The sequence below is a fragment of the Streptomyces sp. SAS_272 genome (assembly GCF_052543235.1).
In genome coordinates, this window is the sequence record NZ_JBMNDR010000055.1 from 1 (window position 1) to 15,101 (window position 15,101).

Consider the following 15,101-nt stretch of genomic DNA (forward strand, 5'->3'; position numbering starts at 1 on the left):
GTGAGATCGCCTCGCGCCATGACTGACGGCCTATCAAGAACAGACCTCGGCGCGCAGGCGATCTCCCGAACTCGTGATCCGAACGCCAGACAGGACCTAAAGGGCGTCCTCGACGCCGTGCGTCTCCCGCTGGAACAACAGCCGGCGAGGAAGCGTGGAGCGGTTGAGTTCCCGTGCGGTGAGTTTCATGCGGTGATCGTCTCTGGGTGTGGGCCCGCCGTCTGTATCCGGCGCAGGCCTGCCAGGACCCGGCCGATGCCAACGGTGTCGGGTCATGGCAAGTGGAGACGCTGCTCTCGGACGTTGGACCTTGAGGGATGTGGTCAGCGGTAATGGCGGAAGAATTGCCGGAGGTCGCCGACGAGGAGGTCCGGTACGTCGAGTGCGGCGAAGTGGCCGCCGTGCTCGTAGGTCGACCAGTGGACGATGTTGTTCGCGCGCTCGGCGATCTTGCGCACTGACTGGAAGTTGTAGGGGAACAGGGCGATGCCGGTGGGGGTCGGGTTGGGTGTCTCGGCGTCGTCGGCACCGCTTCGGGCGTCCTCGAAGTACCAGCGGGCCGACGATCCGGCGGTCTTGGTGAACCAGTAGATCGAGGTGTTGGTGAGCAGTACGTCGCGGTCGCGCGGCTCGGGGGGCGCGAAGCGGCCGAGGCCCATGAGGGGGTCGTTGATCCAGGCGAGCTGGCCGACGGGCGAGTCGGTGAGGCCGTAGGCGAGGGTCAGGGGCCGGGTCTGGTGGACGCGTTGATGGCTGGAGTGGTCGTTGAATTCCGCCATGAATGTCAGGCGGTTCTTCTCGGTATCGGTGAGGCCGTCCAGTTCGCCGGGTGCGCCGGTGGGGAAGGCCCAGATTTCCAGGACGTGGATGGCGAGCAGCCCGTCGGGCTGTGCGATGCCCATCCGGCGCGTGACGAACGAGCCCACATCTCCGCCGTGCGCGACGTATAGCGGGTAGCCGAGGCCGTGCATCAGTGTGTCCCAGGCCCTGGCGATGCGGGCGCTGTCCCAGCCCGGCTCTTGCGTGGGGCCGGAGAAGCCGAAGCCGGGGAGGGAGGGGACGACCACGTCGAAGGCGTCGGCCGGGTCGCCGCCGTGCCGGCGCGGGTCGGTGAGCGGGCCGATCATCTCGGCGAAGTCGGCGAAGGTGCTCGGCCAGCCGTGGGTCAGGATCAGCGGCAGTGCGTTCGGTTCGGGCGAGCGCACGTGGATGAAGTGGATGCTCTGGCCGTCGAGGGTGGCCGTGAACTGTGGGAAGGCGTTGAGTGCCGCTTCCTGCTTGCGCCAGTCGAAGCCGTCGCGCCAGTAAGCGGCCATGTCCTTGGTCCAGGCGAGGTCGATGCCGTGGGTCCAGCCGGAGTCGGGGATCGTGTCCGGCCAGCGGGTGCGAGCGAGGCGGTCCTTCAGATCGTCGAGCTCCGCCTCGGGAACGTCGATGGTGAAGGGGTGTACGTCCAGGTTCGTCATGGTGGTCTCCTGTAGCGGGCTGTCGATGGATCTTGTGATGGAGGGGATCAGGCAGCGGTGGGTTTTGCCGTGCTGCCTGGCGGTGCCGTACTCCTTCCTCACCTCAGCGTGGGGTCAGGGCGGAGAGCGGGTCGTGCTGGCCGCTGCCGAAGGGGGAGCTGGGGCGCGGGAGCTGCGGTTGTCAGTGGGCGATGAGCGGCGGTGCCGGCTCGTCCGTGACGCTCTCGCCGGACCCGGCTGTGGCGGCGCCCGGGCGGCCGACATTGACGAAGGTCACAGCGACGACGGCGGCCAGGACGAGGATGCCGACGGCGAACCAGATCGCGTCGGTGTATCCGTGCACCATGGCCTGCATCCGGACCAACTGCTGCCGGCCGGCCGCCGCCCTGGCGGTGTGGTCGGTGAGGTAGGACGCGGTCGCCGAGGCGGCGATCGTGTTGAGCAGGGCCGTGCCGATCGCGCCGCCCACCTGCTGCGAGGTGTTGACCATCGCGGAGGCGACACCGGCATCCCCTGGCGCGGCGCCCTGGGCAGACAACGACATGGCCGGCATGGTCGCCGTACCGATGCCGAGCCCCAGCAGCAGCATCCCCGGCAGCACCAGCGAGGCGTACGACGAACCCATCTCCAGCCGGGTCAGCAGGAACAGGCCCAGCGCGGCCACCAGGAGAGCCGGGCCCATCACCAGCCGGGGCGCGAGACGGGTCACCAGGCGGGCCCCGATCTGCGAGGCACCCGTGGTCATGCCGAGGACCAGAGGCAGGAAGGCGAAGCCGGTACTGATCGGCGAGCAGCCCTTCACGACCTGCAGGTAGTAGGTCAGGAAGAGGAACGTGCCGAACATCCCGGTGATCGCGAGGCCGAGGGAGAGGTAGGCGCCGCCGCGGTTGCGCTCGGTGAGCACCCGCAGCGGCAGCAGCGGCGCCTTGGACTTCGCCTCGGCGAGGACGAAGACCGCCAGCAGCAACGCCGACGCGACGAACAGGCCCACCGTCGTCGGGTCGCCCCAGCCGTCGGACTCGGCGCGGGTGAAGCCGTAGACCAGCGCGACCAGGCCCAGGGTGGACAGGATGACGCCGGGGATGTCGAGCGGGGAGCGGTTGCGGCCGCCCTCGGGCTCACGGATGACGAAGTACGCGCCGGCCGCCGCGACGAGCGCGAAGGGGATATTGACGAAGAACGTCCAGCGCCAGTCCAGGTACTCGGTGAGCACACCGCCCAGGATGAAGCCCACGGCGGCTCCGCCACCGGAGATCCCGGTGTAGATGCCGAAGGCCTTGGCCCGCTCCTTGGCGTCCGTGAACATCACGGCGAGCAGGGACAGCGCAGCGGGCGCGAGCAGCGCGCCGAACACTCCCTGCAGCGCGCGGGCCCCGAACATCGTCGCCTCGTTGACGGCCGCGCCACCCAGCGCGGACGCGACGGCGAAGCCGCCCAGGCCGACGACGAAAGCACGCTTGCGGCCCCACAGGTCGGCGATCCTGCCGCCGAAGATGAGCAGGCCACCGAAGGCGAGGGCGTAGGCCGTGACGACCCACTGCCGGCTGCCGTCCGAGATGCCCAGGTCGGTCTGGGCGGAGGGCAGGGCGACATTCACGATGGTCGAATCGAGGACGACCATCAGCTGGGCGAGCGCAATGAACACGAGCGCCTTCCAGCGGTTGGCGTCCGGGACGATGAGAGCCTTTGAGGCTGTTTGAGACATGGGGGTATCCACTTCGGGACTACGTGGTGGAAAGAAGAAAGGGGAACGGAAAGGGAAATGCCCGTCGTCACTGACAAACGGAAGCCCGGTGCGAGGTCTGTTGCGCGAGCTGTCGCTGGATTTCGGTGGGGACGGAATCAGGCGGCGGGGTGAACGTGCTGCCCGACTTCGTTCGGCATCGCCACTGACGCCTCGTCAAGCGGCGGCCGCACGGGCCAGCTCGGCCAGTTTCAGCACGGTGTTCCAGTTGCGCACGGTGTTGGGCACACCGATGCCCTTGTCGAACCGCGCCGCCAGGTTCCTGCCGTCGAATCCGCCGGGCGTGTGGACGTAAGCCACCCTGCCGATGACGGCGAACCCCTCGCCGGGCGCCGCAAAGGGGTGCAGCGAGGCAACCTTCTCGGGCTCCGGCTTCTTGGCCAGGACCGCCGCCAGGAGGAACTTCGGCACGGCGACGGCATCCGGAAACGGATTGGCCTCGATCAGCTCCTCCCATTCGGCGAGCGAGACGGCGTAAATGTCTTTCTCGAAGCCGAATTCGCGCGCGCAGAACTCGGCGATCCGCTCCACCACCGCCTCCCTGGAAAGATCGCTCTCCACGATCGCGTTACCGCTGTTGATGTAGGTTGCGACCTTGGCGAAGCCCGCCTCGGCAAGCTTCTGCCGCAGCGGCGCAACGGGAAGTCGCGTCGCGCCGCCGACCCCGCGGAACAGGATGATCCAGACCGTCCGAGCGCTCATACCTGAAAAGCTATCCCCAATTCAGGTCAGTTTCCGTCCTCGTTTGCTGCCAGACTCGATGTCATGCTCGACACATCGGCACGCCTGCTGCGCTTGCTGTCCCTCCTGCAAAGCCGCCCCGAGTGGACCGGCCCGGAACTCGCCGAGCGACTGGAGGTCACGGTACGGACCCTGCGCCGGGACATCGCCCGGCTCCGCGAACTCGGATACCCCGTCCAGGCCACAGTGGGAGTCGCCGGCAGGTACCGGCTCGGCGCCGGCTCGACACTTCCGCCACTGCTGCTCGACGACGACGAGGCGGTCGCGATCGTGCTGAGCCTGCGCACCGCCACCAGCCACACCGCTACCGGCATCGCGGAGACGTCGCTGCGCGCCCTGGCCAAGCTGGAACGGCTCCTGCCGGTACGACTGCGCCGGCGCACCGCCGCCCTCAGGGAGGCCACCATCGCCCTGACCAGCCAGGCCCCCACGGCCGACCCGGAGGTACTGACGGTGCTCGCGGAGGCGTGTCAGGCCCATCACCCGCTCACGTTCGGCTACCTGGCCCGGGGTGGCGAGGCCAGCTCCCGCCGGGTGGAGCCGCACCGGCTGGTGCACACCGGCCGCCGCTGGTATCTCGTCGCCCGCGACCAGGACCGCGACGACTGGCGCACCTTCCGGGTGGACCGCATCGACGATCCCCGCACGACCGGCATCCGGTTCGTCCCACGCGATCCGCCCGACGCGGCGGCCTACGTCGCCGACGCGGTCACTGCCGCGCCCTACCGCCACCGCGCCCGCATCCTGGTACGGGCACCGGCCGCCACCGTCGCCGAGCGGATCTCACCGGGCACCGGGATCATCGAAGCGGCAGACCTGGACAGCTGCCTGCTGACCCTCGGCGGCGACTCCCTCCCGGAGATCGCCATGCACCTGGCGCTGCTCGGCCACGACTTCGTCGTGCACGAGCCCGCAGAACTGGCCGAGGAACTGGGACGGCTCGCAGACCGGCTCGGCCGGGCCCACCGGGCCTCCACCCGGTAGCCGCACGGCCCACAAGGGAGCCCCGCCCCTTCGTCTCCTGCAGCACCGCGCAGGCGGCGCGGCGCACCTGCCCTTGAGTACGGTGGCGCGGATCGTCAACCGACAGGCGCTCCCCGCCGATGCGCCTCAGTTCCTGGCGTTCCTGCATGGCTGCGGAGTCGAGGATAAACACGAGCAGGTGTGGCTCGATGCATGGTTCAAGGCAATGCGGAGCAAAAATCTCATCGACATGAGCAAGGAATCCCTCCGCGACGAGATTGGGCGGATTGCGAGGGATACCTTTGAACGGGTCTCGATAACTGTGCGACCTTCTCAGGAGGAGCCGGAGCGGGCGGCATAAAGGGGCCTCCCCCTGAGTGGTGGACACGCTGATACTGGATCTGCTTGATCCGGAGGAAGCGAGAAGACCGCCGATGGCGATGAAGGACTACTCAGACGAGTTCAAGGCCGATGCCGTGGCCCTGTACGAGTCCACGCCCGGGGCGACCTACAAGAGCATCGCCGCAGACCTGGGCATCAACCGGGCCACTCTGCGCGAGTGGGTGCTGCGGGACGGCGAACGCCGTGGCGTCACCGCCGCGGCTGCGAAGCCGGCCGCCCGGGCCCGGGAGGCCGTCGCGTCGGCTGACCCGGACGAGCGGGTCCGGCAGCTGGAGGCGAGGGTGGCAGAACTCGAGGCGAGTGAGCGGAAGCTGGCCACCGAGCGGGACATCCTCCGCAAGGCGGCCAAGTATTTCGCCGGAGAGACGAACTGGTGATCAGCCGCTTCCAGTTCGTTGACGACCACCGGGACACCTACGAGGTGAAGCGGCTCTGCGAGGTCCTGGACCTGAACCGGTCCAGCTACTACAAATGGCTTGCCGGAAGACAGGCGAGGGCGGCACGACTACGCGAGGACCGGGTCCTGGCCGAGAGGATCCGCGAGGTCCACGGCGAGTCCGGCGGCGCCTACGGCTCCCCACGGGTGACCGCCGAGCTCCGGGAGAAGGGACTGCGGGTCAATGAGAAGAGGGTCGCCCGGGTGATGCGGACGTTCTCCATCACCGGCATCCGCCTGCACAGACGCGTCCGCACCACCGTCCCGGACCCGGCAGTCTCACAGGTTCCGGATCTGTTCCAGCGGGACTTCACCGCCACCGAGCCGGGGCGGAAATTCATGGGCGACATCACGTATCTCCCGCTCGCAGGCGGGGAGTTCCTCTATCTCGCGACCGTGCTGGACTGCTTCAGCCGCAAGGTCGTCGGCTGGTCCATCGCCAACCACATGCGCACCGGTCTGGTCGCCGACGCACTGCAGATGGCGGCCTCCACCCGAAGCGGCCTGGACGGCGCCGTGTTCCACTCCGACCACGGAGCCCAGTACGGATCCCGGGCCTTCGCCGATCTCTGTGACCAACTCGGGGTCACCCGGTCGATGGGTGCGGTCGGCACCAGCGCGGACAACGCGGCCTGCGAGAGTTTCCACGCGTCCCTGAAACGCGAGACCCTCCGGGGCGCCCGCGACTACGGCGATGCCGGCACCTGCAGAAGGACGGTCTTCGCCTGGCTGGCCCGCTACAACACCCGCCGTCGGCACTCCGCCAACGGCCCAGCTCAGCCCCAACGAATACGAACGCCGACACCACACCGCTAAACTCACGCTCGCCGCGTGACCATTGACCGCGTGTCCACCTTCACGGGGGAAGGCCCGGGATCGCCGGACTGGTTGGTGGGCGAGGTGCTGGACGCTCTCGCCCAGACCGGCCGCCTGCCTCCATGGGAGGTGGACGGGTACGTCCGAGTGCCGTACCGGTACGGCAAGGCGCTGGGCGGCGGCGGGGTTGTGGCGGCTCCGCAACGGCTGTTTCTCAGCCCGGGGGAGGCGGCCGCGCTGGCGGTGCTTCTGGTTGCGGAGTTCGGGTTGAACGCCACCACCGTGTCGGACCTCCGGGTCCCGCGCATCGTTTCCGCAGCCGCGGAGAGAGGCCCAGGAGCCGTGTACCGGCTGGAGACCGAAAAACGCCGTCGGGGAAACCGGTTGAGCACCGAGACCCGCAACGTGGCCGACTGGGGTGCCGATTCCCCGGGCCGGCTGATCACGCAGACGTTGCATGCAACCGGTCCAGCCCGCACATGCGTCGAGGCAGCAGGCGGCGACGCGGGGCGATTGCTGATCTGGCGGGAGGCCACCGACAGCCGCCGTCGCGCCACATGGCAGGGGCTGAGGGTGGGACCATTCGGGCTCGGGCTTGCCGACAACCAGGTGGACCGTTGGGGGCGTTCACAGGGCTGGCCTGGATCGCCGCTGCGCCGTATCCGCCGCACCGTCAATGTCCTGCACCGCCAGGAGCCGGGACAGAACAGCCAGGACACCCATGACGTGGTCTATGTGCTGCGCGAGCCACAGGCCCGGCAGGCCGCAGTGCCCGTGATCGCTGCCGGAGTTGCGGCCGCGGTCGAAGCGGCCCGGACCGCGCTCGTCCGGGCCAGGCTCACCGATGCCGGCGACCCGGGCGATCAGATGACCGTGATCGCCGACTGCGCGGACTTCACGCACAGTCCGCTGACTCCCGAGGCCGACGGCTGTGCGGCGTCGTTCATGATGTGCACCGCGTGCCCAAACGCCCGCGTACACCCGGGCCATCATGCCCGGCTGGCCCATCTGCATCGCGCGATCAGTAACCTGCGCGCCGTGCTGCCGCTCGAGAGCTGGGAACGCGACTGGGGCCCGGCCCTCGCCCGGCTCGAAGATTTACGCAACCGCATCGGCACCGGTCCCTGGCAGCACGCCCTGGCCCGGGTGAGCGACGCCGACCGCGACGACATCGCCTCACTGATGAAAGGCCACTTCGACCAGTGACCTTCGTACCGCAGCCACCAACCGCAGCCACCGCCCCGATCTGGGCGATCGAACCGGACCGAGTGGCCCCCTCCTGGCGCGGACCGCTGCCACGCTACGGCGATCCCATCTGGCTGCTGCCGCCCCTGGATGACAATCCGGCCGGTCGAGCGCACCGCATCGTCTGGGACGGCTACCCAGACGTCCTGCGCGAGGAGTTCCGCTTACTGGTCTGGCTGTTGATCAACCGGCGCCTGCCCGACGCGTTCCTCGCTGGCCGCGCCCCGTCCTGGCGCTCACGCCCCAGCTACGCCGGCATCTATCACACTCACTTGGCTTGGCTGCGCCTGGCCAAGTGGCTCGCTCGGCGCGGTACTACCACGCTGCGGGCCTGTCAGGCCGATGTCTTCGACGCCTACTTCGACGACGCGATCAGACCAAGAGGACTGGATCGCACCCAGGTACACAACGAACTGGCCGCGTTCACCAGGCTGTGGGCCCTGGACGCCACCTCGCCCTGCCCGGCCGGGGTCGGCGAGCCGCCCTGGGCCCATGACGATGACGAATACGTGCCTTCGGCCCGCCCTGGTGGAGCGAACACCACGGAGCCGATCGCCCCGGCCACGATCGGCCCGCTGCTGGTGTGGTCCCTGCGTCTGGTCGAGGACTTCGCCGCTGACATCCTCGCCGCGACCGAGGCGCACCAGCGATTGCTCGCCCGCGCTGCCCACGCCAGCGCGACGCCGGAATCCCGGGACCGGGTGGAGTCTTACCTGGCACGCCTCGCCGCGGACGGTCAGCCGCTGCCCACCCGGGCCCGGACCGCAGGCGCGCCAACCCTGGCCACCACCTACATCAGCGCGCTCACCGACGCCACCGAGCACCAGGTCCAACGCGCATGCCAGAAAGCGCCATGGCCGACTTACCTGCGCAACCACCCTGGCACCAGTCCGCTGCCCGTGGAGATCACCGCGCAAGTCGACCGCCAGCCGTGGACCGACGGCATCGACTTCCACGACATCGCGGACCTGCGCCGTCACCTGGCCACGGCCGCCTTCGTAGTCATCGCCTACCTCACTGGAATGCGCCCGGCCGAGGCGCTGTCCCTGCCCCATGGCTGTTGCACACCTTCTGCCGACGGCCCAGCCCTGCTGCACGCCCGCACTTTCAAGACCACCACCGGTACGGACGGCACCCACGATCCCTCAGGCCGGCGGCGCGAGACGCCCTGGGTCGCGATCCCCACCGACGCAGTCCGGGTGCTGGAGAGCATGGCCCCGTCCGGCAGCCTGCTGTTCGATGCCGCCCACCACACCCAGCGTCGGCACCATTCCCGGCCGAAGGCGCTCACGGTAGAGGCGATGCGCGAGCGCCTCGCCGCCTACGCCGACTGGATCAACACCGTCGCAACCCGCCTTGGCCGGCCCCACGAACGTGTCCCGCCCGACCCACACGGTCCGCTCACCCCGCGCCGCCTGCGCCGTACCCTGGCCTGGCACATCGCCCGCCGCCCCGGCGGCCTGGTCGCCCTCGCCGTCCAGTACGGGCACCTGCGCACCGCCCTGTCAGCCGGATACGCCTCCCGCAGCCGCGGCGGCATCCACGACCTCCTCGACATCGAGACCGCCCGCGCCACCGCCGACACCCTCGCTCGCCTGCACGACGACCTCGCCACGGGCGCCGGGATCTCCGGGCCCGCCGCAGCCCGCGCCATCCGCTCCGCCTCGCACGGACCAGCCTTCGCTGGCGTCCTGCACACTTCCCGGCAGGCCCGTGAACTCCTGGCCAAATCCGTCCCTGGCCGTCCACGACAACCCGCACGCCTATCTCCTGTGCGTCTACGACAGAGACAAGGCCCTGTGCCATCGCACCGGTCCCCGCCCCGATGCACCGCGACTCGACGTCTGCGAACCGCTGTGCGCCAACATTGCCCGCACCGACCAACACGCCCGCACCCTCATCGCACACGCCGCGACGCTGGAACACCAAGCAGACTCGCCCCTCACCCCGCCACCGCTGGCCGCACGCCTGCGCCACCAAGCACAACGCCACCGCGACATCGCCGCCCAGCATCACCATGACCGCACCACCCAGGAGACGACCTCGTGACACCCGCGCTCGACGAACGTAACCGCATCCGCGCCGCTATGGAACGCATCCTGACCGGAGTCCCCGAACACTCCAACGGCGCCCTGACCATCGTCGCCCTGGCCGCCGAAGCCCAAGTCCCCCGCAATGCCCTGACCCAACGCCACCTGGATCTGAAGAACGACTTCTACGCCCAGGTCCGCGCCCGCGGGCAGACCCCCGACAGCGAGAAACGGCTGCGCCAGCAGGTCCGGCGCCTGAGGGAGTTGCGCGCGGCGGACGCCGAAGAGATCACCCAGCTCAAGGCCGACGTTGAAGCACTGGTCGGCGCCCTGCACCAGGTCACGATGGAAAACAGCCGCTTGCGCCAGCAGCTCGCCGACCGCCATGCCACCGTCCGCAGATTGCCGACGCCGGCCACGCTCGGCCCATAGCAGGCCCTGTGCCACCGACGACCAGCTGAGGCCTTGGCTTCAACCCGTCCACGTCGGTACATACACCCGGCATTCGCGGAGAGTCCCGACCCATCGGCCTTGAGTTCCCTCAGCTGGTAGGGCGGGGGCCAGCTCCACGTCGGAGTCGTCGACGCCGGTGAGGCTGCCGGTGACGGTGTGGATTCGGTTCCGGGTGGTACGCCGGCGCCCGGGATGAGGTCAGGCGGCTCGACCGGTGAAGGAGCGGCTGAACTGCTGGCCCGACTGGACCATGCCGCGGACGTTGCCGAGCCGCTTCCTTTCGTACTCTCCGAGAGCCTGCGCCACCGTCGATCCGCGCACGCCCACAGCAATGGCTTCGGCGACGGCCTCGGCGTCGTGGAGCGATGCGCTGAAGCCCGAGCCGGTCATCGGCGTCGGCACATGCGCGGCATCTCCCACCAGGGCAAGACGCCCGTTAACGAGTTTGTCGGGGACGTACTCGGCGATGGGGGTGCCGATGACGGCACGCCGCTCGATGCAATCGAGGATGGCCTCACGCCAGGGCGACGGCCACAGGTCCTCGGCCTTGTCCGCGAGCTCACGCAAGGTCGCCTCCGGTATGTCGCCGGAGGTGAGCGACCGACGCACGACGTTGCCGACAACACTGCCCGTTTCGCATAGGAGATCGTTGTGGCTCGCGTCGTACCAGGCCCAGCCGACCTGGCGCGAGCCCAAGGCGACGGAACCGTCGGGGCCGGGCAGTGGGTAGCCGAGGAGACAGTCCCCTCCGCCACTGAGGATGTCGACGTCCCGTGGCAGGCGGCGCGAGGACGCGAGCGAGGACTCGTTGGTGAGGCCGAGCCAGATCAGGTAGCCGGCGAACGTCGCGTCGGGCTTGTCGGGTGCGACGCCGACGCGCACGACGCTTCCGTGGCCATCCGCTCCGATCACGACATCGCCTCGGAACGTCTGCTGGTCCGAGGCGATCACCCACGCGGAATCCGCGTCCTGGTCGACGCTCCGTACGAGCGTGTGGGGGCGCAGCTCGATATAGGGGTCGGCGTCGACGGCCGCCCGGAGCCGGGCGTGGACCGCCATCCAGCTCTGCACGCCGGGGGCCACTGAACTCAGTGGCGCCGAATCGCCCTGTGCGTGACGAGATCCCGTGAGCCTGCTGAGGAGGCCCTCACTCACCCCGCCGAGAGCAGCACCCTTCCGGGCTCGAGGGGCGGCCCCCGATCGCTCCAGCATTGTCACGTCGACTCCGGCGTGCGACAGGGCCAATGCGGTCATCAGACCCGCGAGAGATGCACCGACGACGATGGCGGCACCCTGGCGCTCGTCCCGGTTCCCGGAACGGGGCACGTCGCGCATAGCTGTGGTCATGCTGTTGTTCTCCTCACGGAGTCGTCGCGGTGGTGGTGTGGGCGGGCGCTCTGTGGCGGACGCCGAGGCTCGGGGTGAACATCTCGGCGGCGCTGTCCAGCGTGCTCACCGGGCTCTTGCCAGTTGGGGCCCGTTCCCCGCGGAAGGGGGGCACTGACCATGCAACCGGCAATGGCGATGACGTGGGAGTCTCAGTCGTGAAGGGGACCTGCAGGGACCCCCAGCTGGCACCCCTGCAGGTCACGCCCTTTGCACCACTGGGAACTGCCGGACGCTCAGTGTGAGAGCAGCGCGCCGAGGTCGATCTTCCCGCTCTGCACTTGCGCGTCATGGGGCTCGTTGAGTCCGCCGTCGGTGATGTACAGCCGCTTCCCGCGCACCGCGGTGGCGGTGGGCGAGGCGAGGCCGTCCGAGGCGGTCAGCACGGTCCTGGTGGTGCCGTTCGGGTAGACGACCGCGATCTTGTTCTGTGTGTTCAGCGCGGCGAACACGACGTTGGAGTGGTCGCTGAGGAAGTTGAAGTCATCGATGCCGGTGAGGCCGCTGGCGACGGTGTGGATCCGGCCCGGAGTTCCGGTGGCGGTGACGGGGATCCGCAGCAGGGTGCCCTTGCTGAGGTTGGAGACCCATACGGCGCCGTTGTGGAAACGGAGTCCGTTCGCACCGTACGGCACGGGTGCGGACGCCTTGATCGCGAGGGTGGGGTCAATTAGCCACGTGGTCGCGGGACCGCCGGAGACCGGGACGGCCCAGACGGTCCCTTTCTGGCTGTCGGCTACGTACAGGGTGCGCCCGGCCGGATCGATGGCCAGACCGTTGGGGACTCCTCCGACGGGCAGCGCCGAGATGCGGTGGGGTGTGCCGCCGGGAGCGAGCTTCCACACTCCGTTGCGGGGGGCGTCGGAGGACCACACGTTGTAGTAGACGGTGCCGTCGTGGCCGCGAGTGTTGCCGGTGATTCCGTCGCCCTTCTGCCCGGTGACCAGCACCGTGCGGTGCCCGGACGGTGCGATCCGCACCAGTGCCGCCCGTTCGCCCGCGGGTGTGCCCACCATCGAGACGGTCAGTGAATTGTCCGGGGCAACGGTGATGTTCTCGGGCACGTCGCCGGTGGCGAAGTCGAAGGCAGCCACGGTCTTCACGTGGGTGACGGCGGGCTGCGCGTGCGCGGGTCCGGTCGCGGCGGACGCGTACGGTGCCGAGAGGATGACGGCTGCGGTCGCGGAGATCGCCGCGAGCTTGAATGGCTTCTTCATGGATATGTCTTTCGTGATCATTGTTCGTTCTTTCCGTCGGCGCCGCAGGCGCGGGCGGAGTGGGGCGTCAGCGGCGCTGACGACATCCTGATCGGCTGGGGAGCCCCTAGTCGGGGATCGGGAAGCCCGCGTTCTGCAGGTCGAGCGAGTCGGGGTCGGGTCCGCCGCGTACGCCGGTGTCGAGGGCGTCGATCGCGGCCACCTCGTCGGGGGTCAGGGCGAAGTCGAAGACGTCGAAGTTCTCGGCGATGCGGTGCGCCTTGACGGACTTGGGGATCGCGCAGAAGCCGTGGTCGAGGTGCCAGCGGAGCACGACCTGCGCGGGTGTCTTCGCGTACTTGTCGGCCAGGGCGGTGATGACGGGGTCTTCGAGTGGGTTGGCGTCGGCGCCCCGGTAGACGTAGGCGCCGCCGATGGGAGACCACGACTGGGTCAGGATGTCGTGGCTGTCGTTCGCCGCCCGCCACTGGGGCTGCGTGTAGTAGGGGTGTACCTGAATCTGGTTAACGGCCGGGACGATGCTGGTGCGGGAGATGAGTCCGTCGAGCTGCTTGGGTGTCTGGTTCGACACGCCGATCGCCCGGACGCGGCCGTCGGCGAGGAGCTTCTCCGCCGCCTTGTAGGCCGCGATCGTCTTCTCGAAGTCGGACGGCAGCGGCTGGTGCAGCAGCCATAGGTCGAGCTGTTCGAGGCCCAGCTTGCGCAGGCTCACGTCGAAGGCCCGCAGCGCGGAGTCGTAGCCGTAGTCGCTGATCCACAGTTTGGTCGTCACGAAGATCTCGGAGCGGTCCACGTCGGAGCGGGCGATCGCCTCGCCGACCTCCCGCTCGTTGAAGTAGGCGGCTGCGGTGTCGATCAGCCGGTATCCGTCGTGCAGCGCGGTCAGGACCGCGTCGGTGGTCTCCTCGGGGGTGCTCTGGTAGACGCCGAGTCCCAAGGCGGGGATCTGGACGCCGTTGTTCAGGGTGATGAGCGGGTTCGTTCCGGTCATGATTCGCTCCAATCAAGGTGGGCGCACGCAGCAGTCCGCACGTGCGGAGGTGAAGGGTCGCGGGGGCTCAGTCGGCTGAGACCGCGGTCGGCAGTTCGACCTTGGTGAGGTCGGCGCAGTACGCCAGCAGCCGGTCCTGCACCTCGGGTGACTGGGTCGCCGGGTGCGGCGGGCGGGGCTGCCGGTGGTGGAAGTAGCGGCCGGTGACCAGCGCCTCGGCGTCGTCGCTGACAGCCAGCCATGCCTGGGTCACCGGAGCCAGCCGCAGGTCGTCGGTGGCGCTGTTCCCGCCCATCTTTGTCGGCACCCAGCCCGGGTCGACGGCGTTGGAGAGCGCCTCGGGCCAATTCCTCGCGACGGCGAGCGTGAGAGCGGTGACGTGGAACTTCGACTCCGAGTACGCCTGGGAGCCCTGCCACGGCCGCGTCGCCCACTGCGGGTCCCGCAGGGTGGCCTCGCCGCTGTGGTGCATGCCGGAACTGAGGTAGACGAGCCGTCGGGGCGGGGTGATCAGCGCCGTGAGGAGGTAGGGCGCCAGCACGTTTACCGCGAAGACGTCCGAGAGGCCGTCCTCGGTCTCCACCCTGCCTCGCCCGTAGTAGCCGACGCCGGCGTTGTGGATGACCGCGTCGAAGGTGCCCAGGTCGTTGACCTGGGTGGCCACATCGCGGGTCTGGGCGATGCTGGAGAGGTCACCGACGGCGACGCCCGCGTTGTCCGGGAGCGCGGCGTGTGCGTCGCGGGCCCGGGTGCTGTTGCGTGCATGGAGCGCCACCGTGTGGCCCTGCCGCAAGAGCAGTTGGGCGGCCATCAGGCCGAGGCCGTCGGTGGAACCGGTGATAAAGATGCGAGCCATGAGTATGTCCTGAAGGGTTCGGACCCCGGCCTGTCGCTAGTCCGGGTTGCTGACCCGATTGCTGGTGGTGACCTTGAGGGGTGCGTCGAGCAGCGGGAGCAACTGCTCCACCACCTTCGTCACGTTCGGGTGCTCGGCGTGTTCCGCGACGGCTTCGGCCGAAGCCCAGCCATCGACGATGTAGAAGGTGTCGGGCTCGTCCGACTGCTGGTAGAGGTCGTAGTAGAGGCAGCCGGCCTCCGCCCGCGCGGGGCCCACGAGCTCCAGCAGGAGCTCCTCGACCCTGGCGCGGTGGGCCGCCTGGCCGCGTACCTCGCAGATGATGTGGTGCTCTGCCGACTTGAGCGTGGTCATG

The 15,101-nt window shown here is 69.1% G+C and carries 13 protein-coding genes and 1 pseudogene; 6 read left to right on the plus strand and 8 right to left on the minus strand.

Going from position 1 to position 15,101, the window contains the following annotated elements; translation table 11 throughout:
• Positions 1-323: 323 nt before the first annotated feature.
• The 3 genes from ACN6LD_RS27275 to ACN6LD_RS27285 all read right to left on the minus strand — a co-directional run bounded on the left by ACN6LD_RS27275 (position 324) and on the right by ACN6LD_RS27285 (position 3,912).
• The gene (locus tag ACN6LD_RS27275) at positions 324-1,466 is read right to left on the minus strand and encodes an epoxide hydrolase family protein (protein WP_445044565.1); all 1,143 of its coding nucleotides are present in this window, start codon (positions 1,464-1,466) and stop codon (positions 324-326) included.
• Positions 1,467-1,647: 181 nt separating this feature from the next.
• Positions 1,648-3,171 carry an MFS transporter gene (locus ACN6LD_RS27280; RefSeq protein WP_445044566.1) on the minus strand — a complete coding sequence of 508 codons (1,524 nt, stop codon included), beginning with the start codon at positions 3,169-3,171 and terminating at the stop codon, positions 1,648-1,650.
• A gap of 195 nt (positions 3,172-3,366) precedes the next feature.
• Complete coding sequence (locus ACN6LD_RS27285) at positions 3,367-3,912, minus strand: DUF1697 domain-containing protein (protein WP_445044567.1); 546 nt, start codon at positions 3,910-3,912, stop codon at positions 3,367-3,369.
• Between the two features lie 63 nt (positions 3,913-3,975).
• On the opposite strand from ACN6LD_RS27285, the gene ACN6LD_RS27290 reads away from it, so the two are divergent.
• The 6 genes and pseudogenes from ACN6LD_RS27290 (at position 3,976) to ACN6LD_RS27315 (ending at position 10,275) form a co-directional block, all read left to right on the plus strand.
• Positions 3,976-4,935: a helix-turn-helix transcriptional regulator gene (locus tag ACN6LD_RS27290; protein WP_445044568.1), complete on the plus strand. Its 960-nt coding sequence runs from the start codon at positions 3,976-3,978 to the stop codon at positions 4,933-4,935.
• Positions 4,936-5,017: 82 nt separating this feature from the next.
• On the plus strand, positions 5,018-5,275 hold the full coding sequence (locus ACN6LD_RS27295) for a hypothetical protein (RefSeq protein WP_445044569.1): 258 nt from the start codon (positions 5,018-5,020) through the stop codon (positions 5,273-5,275).
• Positions 5,276-5,348: 73 nt separating this feature from the next.
• Positions 5,349-6,587, plus strand: a pseudogene (locus ACN6LD_RS27300) (IS3 family transposase).
• Positions 6,584-7,774, plus strand: coding sequence for a hypothetical protein (locus ACN6LD_RS27305; protein ID WP_445044570.1), 1,191 nt, complete (start codon positions 6,584-6,586; stop codon positions 7,772-7,774). Before ACN6LD_RS27300 ends, ACN6LD_RS27305 begins: the two are co-directional and overlap by 4 nt.
• On the plus strand, positions 7,771-9,834 hold the full coding sequence (locus ACN6LD_RS27310; protein ID WP_445044571.1) for an integrase: 2,064 nt from the start codon (positions 7,771-7,773) through the stop codon (positions 9,832-9,834). Before ACN6LD_RS27305 ends, ACN6LD_RS27310 begins: the two co-directional genes overlap by 4 nt.
• A 24-nt stretch (positions 9,835-9,858) precedes the next feature.
• A complete protein-coding gene (locus tag ACN6LD_RS27315; protein ID WP_445044572.1) occupies positions 9,859-10,275 on the plus strand; it encodes a hypothetical protein in 417 nt (138 codons plus the stop codon).
• 219 nt (positions 10,276-10,494) lie between these two features.
• Here the strand turns inward: ACN6LD_RS27315 and ACN6LD_RS27320 are convergent, their stop codons facing one another.
• The 5 genes from ACN6LD_RS27320 to ACN6LD_RS27340 form a co-directional block, all read right to left on the minus strand.
• The gene (locus tag ACN6LD_RS27320) at positions 10,495-11,643 is read right to left on the minus strand and encodes an FAD-dependent monooxygenase (RefSeq protein WP_445044573.1); all 1,149 of its coding nucleotides are present in this window, start codon (positions 11,641-11,643) and stop codon (positions 10,495-10,497) included.
• Positions 11,644-11,918: 275 nt separating this feature from the next.
• Positions 11,919-12,899, minus strand: a complete 981-nt coding sequence (locus ACN6LD_RS27325) for an SMP-30/gluconolactonase/LRE family protein (RefSeq protein WP_445044574.1) — start codon at positions 12,897-12,899, stop codon at positions 11,919-11,921.
• 106 nt (positions 12,900-13,005) lie between these two features.
• A complete protein-coding gene (locus tag ACN6LD_RS27330; RefSeq protein ID WP_445044575.1) occupies positions 13,006-13,890 on the minus strand; it encodes an aldo/keto reductase in 885 nt (294 codons plus the stop codon).
• Positions 13,891-13,957: 67 nt separating this feature from the next.
• Positions 13,958-14,746, minus strand: a complete 789-nt coding sequence (locus tag ACN6LD_RS27335; protein ID WP_445044576.1) for an SDR family NAD(P)-dependent oxidoreductase — start codon at positions 14,744-14,746, stop codon at positions 13,958-13,960.
• A gap of 36 nt (positions 14,747-14,782) precedes the next feature.
• Complete coding sequence (locus tag ACN6LD_RS27340; protein ID WP_445044577.1) at positions 14,783-15,100, minus strand: putative quinol monooxygenase; 318 nt, start codon at positions 15,098-15,100, stop codon at positions 14,783-14,785.
• Position 15,101: the final 1 nt, after the last annotated feature.

Coding starts and splice junctions, on each gene's coding strand:
- ACN6LD_RS27275 (WP_445044565.1), bottom strand. CDS start 1,466: ATGACGAACCTGGACGTACACCCCTTCACCATCGACGTTCCCGAGGCG.
- ACN6LD_RS27280 (WP_445044566.1), bottom strand. CDS start 3,171: ATGTCTCAAACAGCCTCAAAGGCTCTCATCGTCCCGGACGCCAACCGC.
- ACN6LD_RS27285 (WP_445044567.1), bottom strand. CDS start 3,912: ATGAGCGCTCGGACGGTCTGGATCATCCTGTTCCGCGGGGTCGGCGGC.
- ACN6LD_RS27290 (WP_445044568.1), top strand. CDS start 3,976: ATGCTCGACACATCGGCACGCCTGCTGCGCTTGCTGTCCCTCCTGCAA.
- ACN6LD_RS27320 (WP_445044573.1), bottom strand. CDS start 11,643: ATGACCACAGCTATGCGCGACGTGCCCCGTTCCGGGAACCGGGACGAG.
- ACN6LD_RS27325 (WP_445044574.1), bottom strand. CDS start 12,899: ATGAAGAAGCCATTCAAGCTCGCGGCGATCTCCGCGACCGCAGCCGTC.
- ACN6LD_RS27330 (WP_445044575.1), bottom strand. CDS start 13,890: ATGACCGGAACGAACCCGCTCATCACCCTGAACAACGGCGTCCAGATC.
- ACN6LD_RS27335 (WP_445044576.1), bottom strand. CDS start 14,746: ATGGCTCGCATCTTTATCACCGGTTCCACCGACGGCCTCGGCCTGATG.
- ACN6LD_RS27340 (WP_445044577.1), bottom strand. CDS start 15,100: ATGACCACGCTCAAGTCGGCAGAGCACCACATCATCTGCGAGGTACGC.